Annotated in this window: 15 protein-coding genes and 2 tRNA genes; 3 read left to right on the top strand and 14 right to left on the bottom strand. The window is 35.8% G+C overall.

Annotated elements, in window-relative coordinates; genetic code table 11:
* Nucleotides 1–346: 346 nt before the first annotated feature.
* Genes BTA34_RS04145 through BTA34_RS04135 form a run of 3 tightly spaced genes read right to left on the bottom strand, consistent with a single transcriptional unit; the run spans nucleotide 347 to nucleotide 7,637 of the window.
* On the bottom strand, nucleotides 347–679 hold the full coding sequence (locus tag BTA34_RS04145; RefSeq protein WP_069369151.1) for a hypothetical protein: 333 nt from the start codon (nucleotides 677–679) through the stop codon (nucleotides 347–349).
* Entirely contained in the window at nucleotides 676–6,063 is a 5,388-nt protein-coding gene (locus tag BTA34_RS04140) for a DUF637 domain-containing protein (RefSeq protein WP_151434596.1), read from the bottom strand. Before BTA34_RS04140 ends, BTA34_RS04145 begins: the two co-directional genes overlap by 4 nt.
* Nucleotides 6,064–6,077: 14 nt before the next feature.
* A complete protein-coding gene (locus tag BTA34_RS04135) occupies nucleotides 6,078–7,637 on the bottom strand; it encodes a ShlB/FhaC/HecB family hemolysin secretion/activation protein (protein WP_151434595.1) in 1,560 nt (519 codons plus the stop codon).
* A gap of 183 nt (nucleotides 7,638–7,820) precedes the next feature.
* On the opposite strand from BTA34_RS04135, the gene modF reads away from it, so the two are divergent.
* Complete coding sequence (modF, locus tag BTA34_RS04130) at nucleotides 7,821–9,287, top strand: molybdate ABC transporter ATP-binding protein ModF (RefSeq protein WP_151434594.1); 1,467 nt, start codon at nucleotides 7,821–7,823, stop codon at nucleotides 9,285–9,287.
* Nucleotides 9,288–9,678: 391 nt separating this feature from the next.
* A complete protein-coding gene (gpmA, locus tag BTA34_RS04125; protein ID WP_099075932.1) occupies nucleotides 9,679–10,431 on the top strand; it encodes a 2,3-diphosphoglycerate-dependent phosphoglycerate mutase in 753 nt (250 codons plus the stop codon).
* 82 nt (nucleotides 10,432–10,513) lie between these two features.
* Here gpmA and aroG read toward each other — a convergent pair whose 3' ends face one another.
* Together aroG and pnuC are read right to left on the bottom strand one after the other, a co-directional pair.
* Nucleotides 10,514–11,572: a 3-deoxy-7-phosphoheptulonate synthase AroG gene (gene aroG, locus BTA34_RS04120; RefSeq protein ID WP_151434593.1), complete on the bottom strand. Its 1,059-nt coding sequence runs from the start codon at nucleotides 11,570–11,572 to the stop codon at nucleotides 10,514–10,516.
* A 243-nt stretch (nucleotides 11,573–11,815) separates the two neighbouring features.
* Nucleotides 11,816–12,544 (bottom strand): nicotinamide riboside transporter PnuC, encoded by a 729-nt coding sequence (gene pnuC, locus BTA34_RS04115; protein ID WP_151434592.1) that lies wholly within the window; start codon nucleotides 12,542–12,544, stop codon nucleotides 11,816–11,818.
* Nucleotides 12,545–12,795: 251 nt separating this feature from the next.
* Between pnuC and BTA34_RS04110 the strand changes: the two genes are divergently transcribed.
* The gene (locus BTA34_RS04110) at nucleotides 12,796–13,680 is read left to right on the top strand and encodes an aminoglycoside 6-adenylyltransferase (RefSeq protein WP_151434591.1); all 885 of its coding nucleotides are present in this window, start codon (nucleotides 12,796–12,798) and stop codon (nucleotides 13,678–13,680) included.
* Nucleotides 13,681–13,838: 158 nt separating this feature from the next.
* On the opposite strand, the gene BTA34_RS04105 is transcribed toward BTA34_RS04110, so the two are convergent.
* The 9 genes from BTA34_RS04105 to ybgC form a co-directional block, all read right to left on the bottom strand.
* Nucleotides 13,839–13,914 (bottom strand) — tRNA-Lys (locus BTA34_RS04105).
* A 30-nt stretch (nucleotides 13,915–13,944) separates the two neighbouring features.
* Nucleotides 13,945–14,020, bottom strand: a tRNA-Lys gene (locus BTA34_RS04100).
* Nucleotides 14,021–14,174: 154 nt separating this feature from the next.
* Entirely contained in the window at nucleotides 14,175–14,942 is a 768-nt protein-coding gene (gene cpoB / locus BTA34_RS04095) for a cell division protein CpoB (RefSeq protein WP_088493403.1), read from the bottom strand.
* Nucleotides 14,943–14,951: 9 nt separating this feature from the next.
* On the bottom strand, nucleotides 14,952–15,446 hold the full coding sequence (gene pal / locus BTA34_RS04090; RefSeq protein WP_100159459.1) for a peptidoglycan-associated lipoprotein Pal: 495 nt from the start codon (nucleotides 15,444–15,446) through the stop codon (nucleotides 14,952–14,954).
* A gap of 45 nt (nucleotides 15,447–15,491) precedes the next feature.
* Nucleotides 15,492–16,787, bottom strand: a complete 1,296-nt coding sequence (gene tolB / locus BTA34_RS04085; protein WP_151434590.1) for a Tol-Pal system beta propeller repeat protein TolB — start codon at nucleotides 16,785–16,787, stop codon at nucleotides 15,492–15,494.
* 142 nt (nucleotides 16,788–16,929) lie between these two features.
* The gene (tolA, locus tag BTA34_RS04080) at nucleotides 16,930–18,000 is read right to left on the bottom strand and encodes a cell envelope integrity protein TolA (protein ID WP_151434589.1); all 1,071 of its coding nucleotides are present in this window, start codon (nucleotides 17,998–18,000) and stop codon (nucleotides 16,930–16,932) included.
* A gap of 28 nt (nucleotides 18,001–18,028) precedes the next feature.
* Entirely contained in the window at nucleotides 18,029–18,454 is a 426-nt protein-coding gene (gene tolR, locus BTA34_RS04075) for a colicin uptake protein TolR (protein ID WP_023581195.1), read from the bottom strand.
* Nucleotides 18,455–18,476: 22 nt separating this feature from the next.
* Nucleotides 18,477–19,163 (bottom strand): Tol-Pal system protein TolQ, encoded by a 687-nt coding sequence (gene tolQ / locus BTA34_RS04070; protein WP_075672726.1) that lies wholly within the window; start codon nucleotides 19,161–19,163, stop codon nucleotides 18,477–18,479.
* The gene (ybgC, locus tag BTA34_RS04065; RefSeq protein WP_151434588.1) at nucleotides 19,163–19,558 is read right to left on the bottom strand and encodes a tol-pal system-associated acyl-CoA thioesterase; all 396 of its coding nucleotides are present in this window, start codon (nucleotides 19,556–19,558) and stop codon (nucleotides 19,163–19,165) included. Before ybgC ends, tolQ begins: the two co-directional genes overlap by 1 nt.
* Nucleotides 19,559–19,773 lie beyond the last annotated feature (215 nt).

Raw genomic sequence — 19,773 nt, 5'->3', positions numbered from 1 at the left:
ATAGAGTTTTTGATTTAACATAACTTGGTAAAATCTCAGCGCTTTCCTTTCTCCAGAATATTTATCCATTTAAGTATTTTTAAATAAAAACCACCACCTAATTATTATTTTTAAAATAATATTAAGTAATGGTTTTGGATTGATTAATATTTCTATTAAAAAATTAGTAGCTAATTTATTTATTCTGAATACATGCGAGTAAAATAATCGCTAATTTTATTGTTATCGAGCAATCTATCTTTGGTAAAATCAATACTATCAGAAACTACAATATATTTTCTTAACTCTTCAGGAATATCTTTTATCGTTGCATAAATAGTTGGAACAATAAAACGAAAACAGTTACCTATTTTGGTAAATTTACCGCAACAAGTAGTTTTAACCTTAATTTTTTATCCTTTATTTTTTTTGAATATAAATCTAATGATGATATATTGATATCTTTAAATTCACCATTAAATCTAGATAATTCAAACTCAACAATAGAATCTTTATTAACTAATAATGTATACAGATCATAATCTTCTTCTAAAACATGCTCCAAACAATATACACTTATTATATTAGAGAATCTATTTTTTAAAAGACAATTAATTTTTTCATTTTTTAGAATAGAACCTTCATTTTTAATTAACCTATCCTTAATAATCATTTCTTTTCTAGAACCAATTAATTTCATTTTAGTCTTCCTGGCGTTACCGTTACTAAATTACCCAAATTATCCGTTAAAATTGTTATGATATTCGTTGAGTTTTTAGTAAATTTATCAATACCAATATATTTATCTAATATAATAACTCTTTCATACAATTTTTCATCTTTACTATTGATGATTCTACTAATTTTTATTTTTGAAATATCATTACTTTGAAGTATTAGCTTTAAATCTACTTGACTTATAGTGAATTGGCTAGCATTTTTATCTGAAAAATGCCGATGAATCACATGTACCCAACCACGCTTTAAGTTACCATTATCAATATTAATCCTAGATTGAACAATAGGATATTCTAATTCATTTTTAGAAACTACTGTTTTGGCTCCATTAGATACTTTATATCCATTCGTAGTTACTCCTGAATATGCTATAAGTTCCCCGTTGTTGATTATTTCAATAACTTTTTTATTTGCTGCTATTAATAATTTTTCTTGTTCTACTATCGGTTTTATAGCAGTAATATTTAATTTACCTGACGTTATTAAAGACTTTGAGCTATTAGTTAACATGCTAGAAAAAGCTTTAGCACTTTCTTCTGAACTTGCTAACACCTTATAACCGCTGCCAAAAGTGACGCCTGCTATTGCTGCTTCTGGAGCCGATATCCCTGCAATATTAATACCTAGCTGATTAGTACAATAAACCCAGTTAGCTTTACAGGTATTAAATGCAACTTGAGCAATAGTGATAAGTTCAGGTGTTGCTGCAATAACAATATGACCAGCAATAAAACTTACACTTCCTCCTAAGCCAAAAGCGATTGCAACCATTCCTGCATTTTGTCGATTGACAACTCTTTCTGCTGCTGCAACATCTCCCTTCGAAGCAGCGATCATATCTTTATTATTTTCTAAGGCTAAATTAGAAAACATATGCTCACTGTAATTATGCCGATAAACCAACTCAGCAGAATTAGCCGCAGAAAATACGCCCTCAGGCTTACGAGTCACAATAGCGCCTGTCAGTGCACCAATTAATTTAGTGAGCTGTGTTTTTCCTTCATTGCCCTGTAGTGCCTCTTGAATTAATGCAACTTGTCTGTCAGTTTCATTTAAATAACTAGGCTCAAATAATTTACTTTGTAGTGATATCGCCGCTATTTCTGCCGCTAAGGCACCCGCGACAGCTCCTGTAACACTGCCTCCTGCAATTTCTGCACTAATACCCGCCACGACGGAATGACTTAAAACCTTTCCTGCATGCCCTAATACCGCACCGTTATCACCAATTAGGTTGGCACCTTCTGCATGGAATTGACTGCCAATATTGCTTAATAGCGCGGTTTTAAAATTATCAATAAAACTGCCGCCTTGAATGGCAGTACCGAGGGTTGAGCTAACAACTGAATGTGAGGCGACACGCTGTGCAACTTGATTCCATGTTGCGTTATCAGTAAGCAATAACTTGCCTGTTGAAGGTAATGTTCCTCCTTGGATTGCCTGATCCCAACCCATAAATTGGTCAAGACCTTGCAATGCCCCTGCAACCACCATGCTTGTAACAACAGACTTGACAGTGTCACTACGGCCGAGTGATTCAATGGTTTTATAAATACTGCCTTTGTTCTCAGCTAAAGAGACTGCAGCTTGCGATACTAAAGAGGCAAAACCCGCTTGTGCCGCAACCGATGCCGTTGAAGCCACACTTGCTGAAGCACCTGCCGCAATGGTGGCTTCACTTGCCATTCCACCAATGGTTGCCGCCGTTGCAGTACCGTAAGTTGCAACCCCTACCGCGATAGCAATGACCGCACCGACAACAGGATTTAATTGCTGAGTTTTATCATTCCAACTGGAATAAGTGTCTTTAACTAAATTCCAATTAATATTTTCTTGACGTTGGAGAGAGTTAAGCCAAGCATATTCTGGTGTATTACTTAAAACGGTTAATGCTTGTTCTAATGATTGCTCTTTTTGGGCTTTAATATCTGCAGTTATGCCTTTTGGGGCATCAATTGTGAGCATTCCACCAATATAAAGTTCAGGTAATACCCATATTCCTTTGGTATATCCCTGATCACGCTGAGTAATATAAATATCTTTTGAATTGGTAATAACTTGTTTAAAGGCAGTGTTTTTTACTGCTTTAAAATTAACTTTTCCTGTTTTACTGGTTAACTTGGCATTTTTTGCTGTATCAATTTTAGTAGCTTCTAAAGTGATATCATCTTTAGCAAATAAATTAATATTGCCATTTGCAATAAACTCGGTGACTTTATTATTTGTATTATAAGAGGTTTGAGTAACTGTTTTTTTGAATGTGCAGAAAGTCCATTTTCTACATTTTTTCTTTTTCTCTTCGTAATAACTGTTTTCTTCCATCGCTTGCGCGTAAAGAAATCCGCCTTTAGCGGCAATATCCATCTCTTTATTTGCAGTTAATTTTGACGCCTGAAATAAAATACTACCTTCAGATAATAGTGTTAGATTATTGCCACTATTAATTTCAGTACTAATTTGTTTGCGAAGATCTTCTAATTTAGATCCTACTTTTTTACGAAAATGTGTTTGCACTGATCCCAATTGAATATTGCCACCGCTTGAAATGGTGACGTCACCCTCTGATTTAAATACACTTCCTTCTGTGATTAATGTGCCTGATGACGCAATAGAAATACCTTTATTTCCCGTAATGGCCGTTGTGGCATACTGAATATCTTGAGCATCTTCATGGGGATCTTTAATAGCAGAATAAGCATTTGCACCCAGCTTTATACTCCTGCCTGCTAATACAATGACTTTATCCTTTGAATTTAATACTGTTGAACTTAAATCAATATCACGAGCAGCATTTAAAATAAGGTTATTGTCTGAAAATAACTTAGATTGTAATTGAGGATAATGAATATCACTAAAGAAGGGATCGGCTTCTTTTATTGATTTGGATGAGAGAAAAATATCCTGACCTGCATTGAAAGTTATGGCTTTATCACTGTTATATTTTATTCCTTGACTAATAATATCTTTACCGGAAGTAAAAACGATATTGTGATTACTATCCCAAACCCCCATATTAATTAAAAAGTCTGGAATATATCCACTATCTCTGATAAAAGGCACTAAATTAAAAAGAAAAGATTCATCACGATTTATTTTAATATTTTCTAACGCAAATAAATTTATTTCATTAGATTTATTAATTATTACATTTGAAATGTCAATATTTTTTCCAGAGTGAAAATCTATTTTTTCAGAAATATCAATATATGGCGATTTAACACCTTTTAGAGTATAAAAGGTTGTGGGATTAAATAAATGACTAATATCTCCCTTTTTAGTTGTAGTAGAAAAATATTTTGCTGATACATCTATATTCTCAAAATTTATAGTATCAGTCGCTGTCAAATTTATATTTCCATCAGCTAATAACTCTGAATTATTTATATTTATATTTTTATCAGCAATAATAGATAAGGAATCCTTCGCTGTTAAATTTAAAGAAATATTCATATTATTAGCGTTTAACAATATATTCTTAGCTAATATAGCGTTTTCAAAATCTGATAATCCTCGGAATTTTTTTATTTCTTTTCCTGTAGATGGTAGCTTGCGCTCTAAATCTATACTATTTTTAAAATCTAATACTAAGTTATTACCTGCTTTTATTATATAATCAGAAACGTCATTTACAGAAAATTCATAATGACTCCCCGTTTTCACAAAAGGTACGAAATGACTTATCTTATTGAACTTAGCTTCATCAAGTTTATATTTAACTATATCATCACGATAATAAAACTGAGCATTATCATGAGAATACACATCCCATTTATTAAGATATCCAGAACGATAGTAATATAATTTTGCATTACTGCCTGTTGCAATTAAATTATTATTTGCAATAATTCTAGATTGATTATTAATAAACTCATTAGATTGTATATATAAGTTATTCCCTGAAGAAATAACACTTGGAACATATTGTTCACTTTTTTCAAAATATAAACGTTCTACATTAACTCCTCCATTATTTTTTAAATCTAAGATATCAAACCATTTTTTATCAGAAAAATCTTTTAATTCAGGGAATAAAATAACTAAAAGAAAATCATCCGTAGGACTTCTGGAAGGAGAGAGGAGGTGATTACCGATATTTATAGAAAGTTTAGAATCAGGCTCTTGTTTTATTTCTTTAAATAAAGGTGTAATAGATTCATTAACCAACTTCTTTGTCCGAATAATCAAATCACCCTTTTCTGTTTTTATCGTGGCGGATTGATTTTCAATTAAACTACTGGGATCACCCTGTGCATTTTTTTGTACCCATAAGTTATCTTTTGCTTGAACAAGTGCCTTTTCGCCTTTATTAGTGAGTTTGTCTGCAAATAAACGCATATCTTTTTCTGAGATAATTTCACTATGATTAGTTAGCGCATGAGTTGCTAACGTAATATCCCTTTTCGCTTTTAACTTTGTATCACGATTAATTTGTAGTTCTTTACTGCTAACATTAATATCTTTTTCAGATTGAATATTGCCATTAAAGGTAATTTTTCCATCAACAGTTAAATTCATACTGTTTTGAGTTGTCTGAATATCACTTAAATTAACACCAACTCCCTTTTCTGTGCTGACTAGGCGTATTTGATTAGCATACATTCCCCCCAGTGCTTTTGTATCAATAGATATTGTCGGTTTTATACCTTCTCCATTAAGGTTATTTACCATTCCTTTTTCAAAATCAATCCGGTTATTTCCTTGCATTAAAGAAAGATTTTTAGCATTTATTTTTCCATTTAATTCAATACTACGACTAATAATGTCAGCATAATTTTGCAGTACAGTATTCATACCCTGCTTGCCAACAACAACACTGCCTTTTTTCACTTCTATTGCCGAATAAGCACCTTGAGGATTAAATTGAGGTTTTCCTGTTGTGAGTGTAATTGCTGGGGTATTAATAAACGAACAACCATCACACGTAATACCATTCGGATTTGCAATTAAAACGTCTGCTTGTTGTCCTGCAACTTCTAATTTACCTAATAACTGTGAATGTCCATTTCCCACTACCTCATTAATAATTAAATGCGCTGCATTACCTTTTAAATTAGTATTAGCATTCACTTTTTTAGCTAATTGAGTATTAATAGGTATTGTTGCATTATTAAGTACAACACCTTGTTTACCGACGTTAAAAGAGTGAAATTGATTATGAGAAACACCAGTATCATTAGGTGTTGCAATATTAATAATAGGAACGGTATTTTGCTGACTTATTTTTATTGTTTTATCGGATGGAGTAATTACAGAACTCCAAGCGGGATGTAATGGGTAAATAGCAGTTAAATAAATAATGCTATAACTAATTAAACGCTGTTTTCGAGAAATATCCTTTTCGTCCATAAAAACTCCAAATTTTAAATAGCCAAAGAAATAGACCAAAATAAAGACCAATGATCTGGTTTTAGTGATTTTGGGTAAATTAACGGTTTACTAATTAATATCTGAGAAAAGAAAATGGAATGATAAAGAGAAGCACCTATTGCACTTCCAATTACTTTATTCTTATTTGTTTCATATTTATCTGAATAAGCAACACCATAATCAAGCGCGAAAATAAAATTAACATCACCTAAAAAGTAACTTATTTTTGGTGTATTTATTTCATTACGCCAATAAAAACCACTATTTGCATTCAAGTTTGTTTCTTTATATCCACGGACTGCTTTTATTCCATCAATCGCTACTTTCTCTACACTATAAAGATTATCTGGCGTAAATTGCCCATAAAATGATGTAATGTAGGAAAATTTATTAATAAATAAATGTTGATAGCTTAAATTTATGCTTAATTTTCGGTAATGACTACGAGGCGAGTTTTCAGCAATATAATCAGATGATGCACCAAAAAAAGAAAGCCCCATTTCTACCATTGAACTAATCGTTAAATATCCTCGTTTGAGTGTTAAATTATATTGAGGGCTAAATGATAAAGAGGTTAATGTGGGGCTATTTATTCGTATTTCTTGTTGTGCTAATTGTGTCCTTGCTTTTTTATGTTTCAAAAAACTCTTTAATATTATTCGTTGCTTATTATTACGATAAACTAAACGGCTAATATCAAATTGCTGATCGCTATTTTTGTTTTTATAAGCGTATTGAATATCATGACTGAAGAAAGGATAAGAGGATTGACTATGAGATAATTGATACTGATAAAACCAGTATCCATAAGGAATATTTACACTTGCCGAATAAGAACGAGAATAGTGCGAACGAGATAAATCTATATTTGAACTTAGTGAAAAAGCCCATTGTTCGCCTAATCCAAATAACGAATCTATTGTTGTGATATTGGCTAGTAGAGTTTTACCTGTTATTTTATTACCTGAATTATCAACGGTTAATTGATTTTTAAAAGGATATTTCTTATTATTTGTAACAATAAAAATAGATGAATATCCCACACTATCGCTAGGTTTAATATCCAATGTATATTGTGCCGTTGTTAATCGATTAAGTTGTTCAAGCCCATGCTCTAAATCACGTAAATTAAGTCTTTTTTCTTTGTACGATGGAAAGATAATATTGACTAATCGAGAAGAAATATTATCAATGAAAATATCTTTTATTTTTCCCTCTATGACTTTAATTGTAAGTTTATTATTAGAGAGATCTTGATGAGAAATAAACGCCTGTGAAGTGATATAACCTTTCACAATATATTCATTTGTTATAATATTAACGATACTCTGTATGTCATTTGCTGTTAAACATTGGTGTAAATATTTTGATATTAATTTATTCTGTTTTTTATCACTTAATATATCAGCATTTTCTATTTTAACTTCATTAATTAAAGAACAATTATTTTCATTAACACCGTGATTATTAATATCGGAAAAACTCATTTCACTTACTAACATTAGTAATAAAAATAATAAAAATTTAATCCTTTTATTTTTAAATTTATGCATATAGAAATCATCCTTGAGTAATTTTTTATATAATTACATAAACTTTATGACTAAATAGTTATCATTTTTTAAAAGGCACTTAAGCTTTTTTCACCTAAGAATAATTCAACAAATATTGACAATTTTTAGTTAACCCGATATTGGTAAGTACTCTACTTGCTCTAAAAGCTACGGATAATAATAATGAAATACTTGCAACTCAAAAAAACACAATTTCGATTAAACAATACCCTCTGTTTACAAATTAATGATTTAACGATTAATGAAGGTGACAGTTGGGCATTTGTAGGCAGTAATGGAAGTGGAAAAACCGCATTAGCAAACGCATTATGTCAAGAAGGTGTATTGCTATCAGGGGAGTTCATTAATACCTTTACTCGGCCAATTAGCCTCTCTTTTGAAAAACTACAAAAAATGATTGAAGAAGAGTGGCGTCGTAATAACACCGATTTACTCAGTGAAGGTGAAGAAGATACAGGTTTAACGGTTGCTCAAGTTATCCAAATGCAGGTAAAAGATAATGATAAGTGTCTTTTATTAGCAAAACAGTTTGGTGTTGAATACTTATTATCAAGACGTTTTAAATACCTTTCTACTGGTGAATCTCGTAAAATACTGCTTATTCAACTATTAATGAATGAACCTGATCTATTAATTTTAGATGAGCCTTTTGATGGATTAGATGTTGATTCTCGTCGAGCACTAAATGAATTACTTACACTATTACATCAACAAAATCTGACGATTGTACTCATTTTAAATCGTTTTAATGATATTCCTGATTTTATTCAACATGCAGGTTTACTTATTCATTGCGAATTAATCGCTAAAGGCGAAAAGGAATATATTTTATCTGATTCTGTGATCGCACAATTATCTCACAGTGAAACACTTAAAAGCTTCACATTACCTGAACAAGACTCGTCAGATGCGATCCCACAATTATCTCCAACACTTTCTCCAATCATTTTAAAAAATGGTGTAGTGAGTTATAACGATAAACCCGTACTTTATCATTTAACATGGGAAGTCAAACCTCACCAACATTGGCAAATCTTAGGTCCTAATGGCGCAGGAAAATCGACATTATTAAGCTTAATTACTGGCGATCACCCTCAAGGCTATAGTAATGACTTAACATTATTTGGCCGTAAAAGAGGAAGTGGCGAAACGATATGGGAAATTAAACGCCATATTGGTTATGTCAGTAATGCCTTACACCAGAGCTATCGTGTCTCTTCAAGTGTAAAAAATGTCATTATTTCAGGATTTCACGACTCAATTGGTATTTATCAGGCTATTACAGATAAACAGCTTAAACTCGCTGATGAATGGTTAGCATTGATTGGTTTAACAGCCCATGCCAATAATCCATTTCATGCCTTATCATGGGGACAACAACGTTTAGTGTTAATTGTTAGAGCGTTAGTTAAGCACCCTACTTTGCTTATTCTAGATGAGCCACTGCAAGGATTAGACACAACAAATCGACTCTTAGTGCAGCGTTTTATTGACATCATGATAAGCCATAGTAATACACAGCTTTTATTTGTGAGTCACCATCAAGAAGACGCACCATTATGTATTACTCATCGATTGACTTTTATTAAAGACGGTGAAATTTATCGCTATCAGCAAGAAATTTGTTAAAGATGGATTTTTACTGTCATAATCAGGGCAATGATTTTAGAAATTAACGCTAAAATTAGGTCTGAATTTTTTATTTAAAATCGACATTTTTTTGCTTGTTCTTTAAACAATAACAAATAAAAAGTGTGTCGTTTTTATGGACGCTAGTTTCGTCTATTTTTTATACAAAACGGATATTTTGTTTTTTTACGCCGATCCCGCTAGATTAATAGCTTGAACGATTAAGCAAAAGGTGTGACAACTGTGCAATAATTCATCGAACAAACGACATTTTTGACATAATCCCCCTTGTTTTGTCACTTATGTTTGGCGTTCTTGTCGATGATCCATATAATGATTGAAGTGCTAATTTTAAACTTATATTAAGAAAGTAATTATAGGAGTCTAAACTATGGCAGTAACTAAGCTTGTGCTAGTTCGACACGGTGAAAGTGTATGGAACAAAGAAAACCGTTTTACAGGCTGGACTGACGTTGAGCTGTCCGAAAAAGGCCGTAATGAAGCGCAAGAAGCAGGTAAACTGCTGAAAGCTGAAGGTTTTGCTTTTGACTATGCATATACTTCTGTTCTGAAACGCGCAATTCACACCCTGTGGAACATTCTTGATCAAGTTGATCAACAATGGCTGCCAGTTGAAAAAAGCTGGAAATTAAACGAACGTCATTACGGCGCTCTGCAAGGCTTAAACAAAGCTGAAACCGCTGAAAAATACGGTGACGAGCAAGTTAAACAATGGCGTCGTGGTTTTGCAATCACTCCACCAGAATTAACTAAAGATGATGAACGTTTCCCAGGTAAAGATCCACGTTATGCATCTTTAACTGCAGCAGAACTGCCATTAACCGAAAGCCTAGCGCTGACTATCGATCGTGTAACCCCATACTGGGAAGAAGTGATTAAACCGCGTGTTGCTTCTGGTGAGAAAGTTATCATCGCTGCGCACGGTAACTCACTGCGCGCTCTGGTTAAATACCTAGACAACATGAGCGAAGATGAAATTCTTGAGCTGAATATCCCAACAGCTGTACCTTTAGTTTACGAATTTGATGAAAACATGAAACCAATCAAACGTTACTACTTAGGTAATGCTGACGAAATCGCAGCAAAAGCAGCCGCTGTTGCTAACCAAGGTAAAGCAAAATAATTTTACTTTTATTTTGAATTACACAAAAAAATGCCACTTCATTTCATAATGAGTGGCATTTTTTATGCTTTAAATTTAATTATTACGCTTTATTACGACGGGTCACTACCGCATCTGCTAATTGGCGTAATAGCGTTTCGGTATCATCCCAACCAATACATGCATCAGTGATGCTTTTGCCATAAACTAAAGGCTCACCGCTTTCTAATGATTGACTACCTTCTACTAAATGGCTTTCAATCATCACGCCGATTAATGCTTTTTCACCTGCGCTAATTTGTTGGCAAATATCAGCACCAACTTCCATTTGTTTCTCAAATTTTTTGCAACTATTGGCGTGACTGAAATCTACCATGACGTTTTGTGGTAAACCGGCTTTTTTAAGCCCTTCTTTTACCTTGGCAACATGTTCAGCGCTGTAATTTGGCTCTTTACCACCACGTAAAATAATATGGCAATCACCATTACCTGCCGTGCGTACAATTGCAGAATGCCCCCATTTAGTCACTGAAAGAAAACAGTGTGGCGATCCTGCAGCATTAATCGCATCTATCGCCACTTTAATGGTGCCATCTGTACCATTTTTAAAACCAACAGGGCAAGATAGACCAGATGAAAGCTCACGGTGAACTTGTGATTCTGTCGTACGAGCGCCAATTGCACCCCAACTCATTAAATCAGCAACGTATTGAGGCGTTATCATATCTAAGAACTCGCCAGCCGTTGGCAAGCCACTATCATTAATCGTTAATAAAAGATTACGAGCAATACGTAAACCTTCATTAATATCAAAAGTATGATCCATATGAGGATCGTTAATTAAGCCTTTCCAACCTACAGTCGTGCGCGGTTTTTCAAAATAAACACGCATTACAATTTCAAGTTTGTCTTTCAACTCTTCTCTAATAAGACTTAAACGTTGTGCATACTCCAGCGCAGCTTTCGGATCATGAATAGAACAAGGTCCAATTACCACTAATAGACGATCATCTTTTCCTGCTAGGATTTGATGAATAGCTTCACGGGCATGACGAACTGTAAAAGCCGCATTATCAGTCGCTGGAAACTTTTCCAATAAAGCCACTGGCGGTAAAAGTTCATTAATTTGTGTTATTTTAAGGTCATCATTTTGATAATTCATTCCCGTGTATCCACTCTATGTTATCTAGTCAATGTTATTATTGCTTTTCCAATCTAACCATTCGTTTTCTATCTGTAAACACCCTTTCAACCTAAAGCACCTATAGTCACCTTTCTAAAAATTTCAATATAAAGGGAAATAGCGCATTTAAGCAAAATAATGATTTGAAATTGCGTTAAGAATAAGAATAAAAACAATGGATATTAAGGCTGGAGAGAAAGATAACTCTGCCAGCCTTTTTTATTAGGAGAGATAATTATTTCTGCTAGAGCGTTTTGCTGTTTTGATCCACAAACGAGAACCATTAATCGCGATAGCCAGTAAGATGATATATTCAACAGACATTGCATAAACACCTTGTTTGTAGAATATAACAATACTAATCACGTTAATAACGGACCAAACTAGCCAATTTTCAACTAATTTCCGTGTCATTAAGATCATCGCGACAATAGAAAGAACCGTCATGGCAGAGTCCCAGAATGGGTAAGCATCTGGTTCAAGAACGGGTGTAGCTAAATTTGCACCAAAGACATTTAATATATCAACAGCAACAACAGCTAAATAGCCAAATACAGTATCAATATTGAAAGTAAGAGCGGCAATGGCGGCTATCGAAACAACGATTAAAAAGAGACGATGACTTGATTTTAACCAACGTATTTTCAACTCGGCCTGCTCAAAGTCATTCACTTTGCTCCATGCATACCAGCCATAAATATTGGCAGCGAAGAAGAAAATTTGAAGTAATAAGCTTGCATATAGTTGAATTTGGAAAAATATAATGGCAAATAAGGTGACATTAATCAGTCCAAATAAATAGTTAATAATTTTTTCCTGACTGGCAAGCCAAATACACAATAGTCCAGCAATAGTACCGACAGCTTCAATCCATGAAAGCGGATATCCCCCCTCTCCTAACGGAATATTGACTAAAATATTATTGATACTAAACCAACTCATGACATCCATTTTACAACCCCGCCTTAATCATAGAAAAAAACAAAGAAAATATGGGTTATTGCGACATCTTTGCAAAGTAGTAAAGATATATTATAAATTCATATTTATAATAGTACTGTGTTTTTGATACTGAACATTATGTTGCTAGTTAATAAAAATAACAAATAAATGTTTTATATACTAAACAAATTATTCTAATTCACTTTTTAAACAATAAAAACGACAAATAACTTTATACATTTTACTTACTAGAGAGAAATATGGAGCCAACAACACGTTTAATCGATCGCATGCTATCTTTTGCCCTCCTTGATCCTAGAATCGAAGCTGTAGTGCTAACTGGATCATTAGGACGTAATAAAAAGATAGACAGTTATTCTGATATTGATATAGAGCTTATCGGTTATGGTGCGACTGAACTCGCAAAAAACCAACACTGGTTATCACAATTTGGTGATAGCTTAGTTAACTTACAATTAGAGTGCGAAGATCCTAAAGGTAAACTTTGGCCTATTTATTTACATGTTTTAGCTCAAGGCCGCAAAATGGATATTATGATGGCAGAGCCTGAGCGTATTTTTAACATGAAAAGTGAAGGGCTTAGTCCAGTTTACCAGCGTGGATATCAAATCCTACTTGATAAAACAGGTTTATGTGACGGGCTTCCTGAAATTAGCGTTATAACACCTCCTGTGCTTTCAAAAGAGCAAGCTTACAGTGATGCTCAAGAATTCTGGTTTGAAGCCACACAAGCCGCTGTAGCGATTCTGCGCCATGAGTTTTGGTTTGCTAATTATCGCATGAATGATATGCGTGAATGGTTGATAGCCTTACTTGAACAAGTTGCATTACAAACATCAACACAAGATGTGTGGTATCAAGGGAAAAACTTAAAAGAGTGGCTACCTAAGTTTTATTCATTACGTTCATTAGAAAGCACACTTGCAATGAGTACGCCTTATGAAGCTGCCGCCTCCCTTTCTATAATGATGGCATTTTTTCTTGATGCGTCAAAACAGCTCAATCACCCTATTGATACTGCGATAAAAACGCAAGCGCTTATCTGTAATTGGCTAATCGATAATGAATTTTTGACTGAAAATGAATACACTCAGATTACGTCATCGATTGTTTGTCATTACTGATTTCAATGTGATTGTTAATTAAAGCGAGGTAGTTTTTTCAATTTTGAGAAAACTATCTTCATTGTGTAATCAAACAATGAATTTCATTATCAAAAAATAGCTAAGAGCTTGTTTACTGTTCTGTTTAGGGAATGATAGATATACGAGAAGGGTTGAAATGGTGGGTCGTGGGCGATTCGAACGCCCGACCAATTGATTAAAAGTCAACTGCTCTACCGACTGAGCTAACGACCCATTTCAATAAAACGGATTGGTGTTCGAAAATGGTGGGTCGTGGGCGATTCGAACGCCCGACCAATTGATTAAAAGTCAACTGCTCTACCGACTGAGCTAACGACCCTTTTTCGAACTCGCCACATTCTCTGTGGCAACGGCGGGTAATAATACTGATTTAATGTTTTTGTGCAACGTTTTTTTTCAAAAAAACATTCAACCGTTGAAAAAACAATCATTTAACCCCGAAAATGCAACATTTTACATTACGGGGCCAATAATTAGAGTGTTCCTAGCTGCTTTTGCGCTAATTTAGCGCCAGCGCTATTTGGATATTGCTTAATCACTTGTTGGTAAACAGCTTTAGCATTATCCTTTTGCCCTTTCTCTTGCATGATCAAGCCAATTTTATAAAAGGCTTCACTTGCTTTTTGAGATTTTGGATAGTTTTTAACAACAATAGCAAATGTACTTGCCGCCTGATCCTTATTACCTTTTAGATAATACATCTGACCCAACCAAAATTGTGCATTTGATTGATAGCTAGATTTCGGATAGTTATTGATAAAGTTGTTTAATTCAACAATTGCCTTATCGTAATCTTTAGAATTCAATACGATATCAATTGCTGCATTATAATCGGCCTTCTCATCACCTTGTCCTGAACTAGTTGCCGCAGGAGGTGTTGAAGAAGCAGTATTATCAGGTTGAGTGGCTTCTGTTGATGTTGAAGCTCCGCCACCAAGGCTATCTAATTGTTGATAGATATTGCGTTGGCGTTCAACAACTTGATTTAACTGGTACTGATTTTCCTGAATTTGACCACGTAACATATCAATATCACGCTGAGAATCAGCGAGTTGTTGCTGTAATTGGGTCAAAAGCTGGCTGTGAGCATTTGAAAAACGCTCAAGTTGGGCGAGTCGTTCATCGGTCGAACCTGAACCGATATTACTGATTGGCGCTTGGGCAATAGCGGCTACAGGAGCCGCTACGCCAACCAGTAACAACAGACTCATCAAGAAAGGTCTGAAGTTACTGTTGTTCATGCCGTTCTCTTAGTAATCCAGTACTGCACGACGGTTTTTCGCATAAGCGGCTTCGTCATGACCCAGTACAGCTGGTTTTTCTTTACCGTAAGAAACGATTGACAGTTGATCAGCAGATACGCCTTTACCTTGCAGGTACATTTTCACAGCGTTTGCACGACGTTCGCCCAGAGCGATGTTGTATTCTGGAGTACCGCGTTCGTCAGCATGACCTTCTACAGTGATACGTACTGATGGATTTGAACGCAGGAATGCTGCGTGTGCATCTAACAGGTTAGCGTAGTCTGAGCTAATGTCATATTTGTCAAAACCGAAGTAAACGATGTTTTGTTGTTTCAGTTGTTCTAATTGCTGACGTGCTAATTCTTCAGCAGTAGGACCTTGTTCAACAACTGGTACATTGTTTGTATCAGTTTGATCGTCGTTTTTGTTTGAGCTACATGCTGCAACAGCAACGAGTGGTAATGCTAACATCAACCCTTTAAACACTTTGTTTAATTGCATCTCTATTTGTTCCTTTATTTGTTTGCCATACATAATTTTTATGCATCACATAAACGGTGACCAGGCAGGTGATTTAACCTGACCGTCAGTCGCCGGAAGACGCGCTTTGAAACGTCCATCAGTCGATACTAGCTGCAAAATGGTGCCTAAGCCTTGTGTCGAGCTATAAATAACCATTGTGCCATTAGGAGCGATGCTTGGCGTTTCATCCAGAAACGTATCTGTTAGATATTGTACGGAATTCGTTTCCAGATCCTGCTTAGCGATATGTTGCCTACCGCTTTCAGAACTCACCATAACTAAGAAACTGCCATCTGGGCTTACTGCTGGGTTTTGGTTTTGTTTACCTTCCCAAGTAATACGCTCTGGCGTTCCACCGTTAATATTAACCTTGTAAATTTGTGGACGTCCACCTTGATCTGAAGTATAGACTAAGGTTTGTCCATCTGGCATCCAATTTGGCTCGGTATTATTACTTCTGCCATTGGTTACCTGTGTCATATTCCCACTAGCTAAATCCATAACATACAGATTTAAGCTACCGCTCTTAGAAAGAGCAAATGCAAGTTTAGAGCCATCAGGTGAAAACGAAGGTGCGCCATTATGTCTTGGGAATGATGCAATTTGGCGAATTTCACCTGTTGCTAATGTTTGTACCACTAAAGCAGATTGACCACTTTCAAAGGTTACATATGCAAGTTTAGCACCATCTGGCGACCATGCTGGTGACATTAATGGCTGTGATGAACGATAAACACGATCTTGGTTAAATCCATCATAATCTGAAACGCGCAATTCATAAGGATATGCGCCACCATTTGTCACAACAACATAAGCAATACGTGTACGGAATGCACCACGAATACCCGTCAGTTTTTCAAAAACTTCATCACTCGCGGTATGTGCAGAGTAACGTAACCATTTAGATGGAACTTTAAACTCACTTTGAGATAAAACCGCACCTGGAGAACCAGCGACATCAACTAGCTGATAACTCACTAAATATTGACCATCCGCTGATGGTTGCACACGTCCTACGACAACAGAGTCAATGCCCAATGCAGTCCAAAGTGCAGGTTGGACTTCAGAGGCAGTAACTGGTTGTTGAGGTATACGAGATACATCAATTGGATTGAATTTTCCGCTATTACGTAAATCAGCCGCAATGATACCAGCAACATCTTCTGGCATTTGACCTGTGCCTTCCCATTTAAAAGGAACAACACCGATAGGGCGTGCAGTATTCACCCCTTGTGTAATTTCAATTCGAACTTCAGCGTTAGCCAGAGTGGCTACGCATAAAATTAAAAGCCCGAAAATAACATTTAATGCCTGCTTCATCATGTCTCCCTTTTATTATTGCGGTTATTACGCAATAACGCACAGAATAGTAACAAACGCTTTTCAACAACACCATACAACACATCAATAACATTCTAAAATAGCTATAAATTAGTGTATGTTTTCCTACTATCAGACAGTTTTATGGCTTAAACTCAATTGTTGGTGATTTTACTTTCTCGTAAATATCCTTTGGTGGCTTAGGTAATGTCGCCATTTTCGCCGCTTGTAATGCGACTTGGCATAAAGCCGGATCTCCACCTACCGCTTTCGCACTTATCAACATTCCGTCTGGTGCAATACTTATTTTAAGGTCACACTTACGACCTTTATACAAATCAGAATCAAAAAACTTCTGTTGGATAGCAACTTTCACTTGCCCTGTATAGCGATCAATACCCGCATCATTCGCACCAGTACGATTTCCACCACCTTGACCTGCTGCAGAAGCACCACTTTGTTTACTACCGTCAGCCACTAAACCATCAAGTAAACTATCTACTGCTTTACTTTGCTGTTGAGCAGCCGCTTTTGCCTTAGCTTCTGCTGCTGCTTTAGCTTTCGCTTCTGCGGCAGCCTTTGCTTTAGCATCGGCTTCAGCTTTAGCTTTTGCATCCGCTTCTGCTTTGGCTTTTGCATCGGCTTCAGCTTTGGCCTTCGCTTCTTCTTCCGCTTTTTGTTTCGCGGCTAATTCTGCTTGTTTCTTCGCTTCTGCTTCCGCTTGTTTTTTAGCGTCTGCTTGTTCTTTTAAGATGCGATCACGCTCTGCTTTCGCTTGTGCAGCCGCTTCTTCTGCAACTTTTTGTTCTTCTTTTGCTTTAGCGGCGGCTAATGCAGATTCACGTTTTTGAGCTTCTGCCGCCTCTTTCGCTTGTAAACGTTCAACTTCTAACGTTTTCAAACGTTCTTGTTCTTTCACTTGCTGCTGACGCAACTCTTCTTCTTGTTGCTCTGCACGCTCTTTTCGCTCTTGCTCGGCTTTTTGGACGTTAGCTTGTTGCGCTTTTTGCTGGTTATACTGTTGTACCACCGCATTAGGATCAACCATAATAGCATCAATAACTTGTCCATCAGATCCACCGCCACCACCTAAATCCCATTTCTGAGTTAATGACCCCCAGATAAGCAATGCGATAACAAGTAAATGCAAGGCGGTAGACAAGATAACTGAACCGCTCAATTTACTTCGGGTTGGTTTCGTCTTCTTTCCCACGCTATCATCCAAACTTATTTCAACCTAATTACATAGGCTGAGTCATTAAACCTACAGATTTAACACCTGCTTGACGTAACATGTTGAGCGCTTTAATTATCTCATCATAAGGAACATCTTTAGCACCGCCAATAAGAAAGACAACTTTCGGATTTTTTTCCAGTTGTCGTTTAGCTTCAGCCATAATCTGTTCTTGTGGTAATAATTCTAATACTTCCTGATCAACACGAATGTTATATTGCCCAACACCTGCAACTTCAACAATCACAGGAGGATTATCGCTACTTGAAACAGTTTGTGTCTCTGTTGCTTCAGGAAGATCAACCTCAACACTTTGCGAGATAATCGGTGCCGTAGCCATAAAAATAAGTAACAGCACTAATAATACGTCGAGCAAAGGAACAATGTTAATCTCTGATTTTACGCCTCGGCGGCTACTGCGACCCCGTGCCATCAGCTCTCTCCTTCTGCGTTAACTATTTCTTTTCTGCGGAGGCAAAAGCTTGGCGATGTAAAATCGTCAGGAACTCTTCCATAAAGTTATCGTAACTTTGTTCCAGTTTATTTACACGCTGCGTAAACCGGTTATAAGCCATAACTGCGGGGATTGCCGCAAATAAACCGATAGCTGTTGCAATCAGCGCTTCAGCAATGCCGGGTGCGACCATTTGTAATGTCGCTTGTTTAACACTACCTAATGCAATAAATGCGTGCATAATCCCCCAAACTGTACCAAACAGACCAATATATGGGCTGATAGAGCCAACAGTACCAAGGAAAGGAATATGATTTTCTAAAGATTCTAATTCACGATTGAAAGAGACACGCATAGCCCTTGATGCACCATTAACAACCGCATCAGGAGCATGAACGCTTGCTTGATGCAAACGGGCAAATTCTTTAAAGCCAGAATGAAAAATTTGCTCTGAACCAGATAATTCATCACGACGTGCTTGGCTATCTTTATATAAACGAGCCAAATCAGTACCTGACCAGAATTTATCTTCAAAATCTGCAGCTTCACGATCGGCGGCATTCAGAACTTTAGTTCGCTGAATAATAATCGCCCAAGATGCAATAGAAAATCCGATTAAAAGCAACATGATCAACTTGACTAAAAGCCCTGCTTTTAGGAAGAGATCGATAACATTCATGTCAGCCACTACTTAAACTCCGCGATAATGGACTTAGGAAGCGCTACTGGCTTCATTTTTGATGAATCTACGCAGACAATGAGCACTTCTGCGCTACACAATACACAACCATCTTCATTAATAATTTTTTGAGAAAATGTCATCGAAACACCACGCAATGCGGTAATTTCACTTTCTACTTGCAAAAGATTATCAAGTCGAGCTGGCGCAATATATTCTATTGATAATTTACGTACAACAAATGCAACATGATTATACTCCCGTAAATCATGCTGATGAAAACCTTTTTCTCTGAGTAGTTCAGTTCTAGCGCGTTCAAAATATTTCAGATAACTGGCGTGATAAACAACACCACCGGCATCAGTATCTTCATAATAAACACGAACAGGCCAAAGAAACTGCATATTACCTTCCTTACATTTCCCGAGTTAAGTCCATAAATAATGTAGCTATAGGTTACCTAACTATACTTAAGAGGTCGCTCTAAGGGAATCGTAGTAACGTAAAGAATAGAAAACGCAGTTTTCAGCCGCCAATCATAAACTCTTCTTTGCAACACGCAATATGCTTTGTGCTCTGAATAGAAAAAATATTTTTATTAAGACAGCATAAAAATGCT

This window comes from Proteus sp. CD3, assembly GCF_008808075.1.
Lineage (GTDB): Bacteria > Pseudomonadota > Gammaproteobacteria > Enterobacterales > Enterobacteriaceae > Proteus > Proteus appendicitidis.
Note: the sequence above shows the minus strand (reverse complement) of the source record. Positions and strands in the feature narration are given on the sequence as shown.

Bases quoted from the DNA above. Each gene is read 5' to 3' on its own strand.
- BTA34_RS04145 (WP_069369151.1), bottom strand. From the start codon at position 679: ATGAAATTAATTGGTTCTAGAAAAGAAATGATTATTAAGGATAGGTTA.
- tolB (WP_151434590.1), bottom strand. From the start codon at position 16,787: ATGAAGCAGGCATTAAATGTTATTTTCGGGCTTTTAATTTTATGCGTA.
- pal (WP_100159459.1), bottom strand. From the start codon at position 15,446: ATGCAATTAAACAAAGTGTTTAAAGGGTTGATGTTAGCATTACCACTC.
- pnuC (WP_151434592.1), bottom strand. From the start codon at position 12,544: ATGGATGTCATGAGTTGGTTTAGTATCAATAATATTTTAGTCAATATT.
- ybgC (WP_151434588.1), bottom strand. From the start codon at position 19,558: ATGCAGTTTCTTTGGCCTGTTCGTGTTTATTATGAAGATACTGATGCC.
- gpmA (WP_099075932.1), top strand. From the start codon at position 9,679: ATGGCAGTAACTAAGCTTGTGCTAGTTCGACACGGTGAAAGTGTATGG.
- cpoB (WP_088493403.1), bottom strand. From the start codon at position 14,942: ATGAACAACAGTAACTTCAGACCTTTCTTGATGAGTCTGTTGTTACTG.
- tolR (WP_023581195.1), bottom strand. From the start codon at position 18,454: ATGGCACGGGGTCGCAGTAGCCGCCGAGGCGTAAAATCAGAGATTAAC.
- BTA34_RS04110 (WP_151434591.1), top strand. From the start codon at position 12,796: ATGGAGCCAACAACACGTTTAATCGATCGCATGCTATCTTTTGCCCTC.
- BTA34_RS04135 (WP_151434595.1), bottom strand. From the start codon at position 7,637: ATGCATAAATTTAAAAATAAAAGGATTAAATTTTTATTATTTTTATTA.
- BTA34_RS04140 (WP_151434596.1), bottom strand. From the start codon at position 6,063: ATGGACGAAAAGGATATTTCTCGAAAACAGCGTTTAATTAGTTATAGC.
- aroG (WP_151434593.1), bottom strand. From the start codon at position 11,572: ATGAATTATCAAAATGATGACCTTAAAATAACACAAATTAATGAACTT.
- modF (WP_151434594.1), top strand. From the start codon at position 7,821: ATGAAATACTTGCAACTCAAAAAAACACAATTTCGATTAAACAATACC.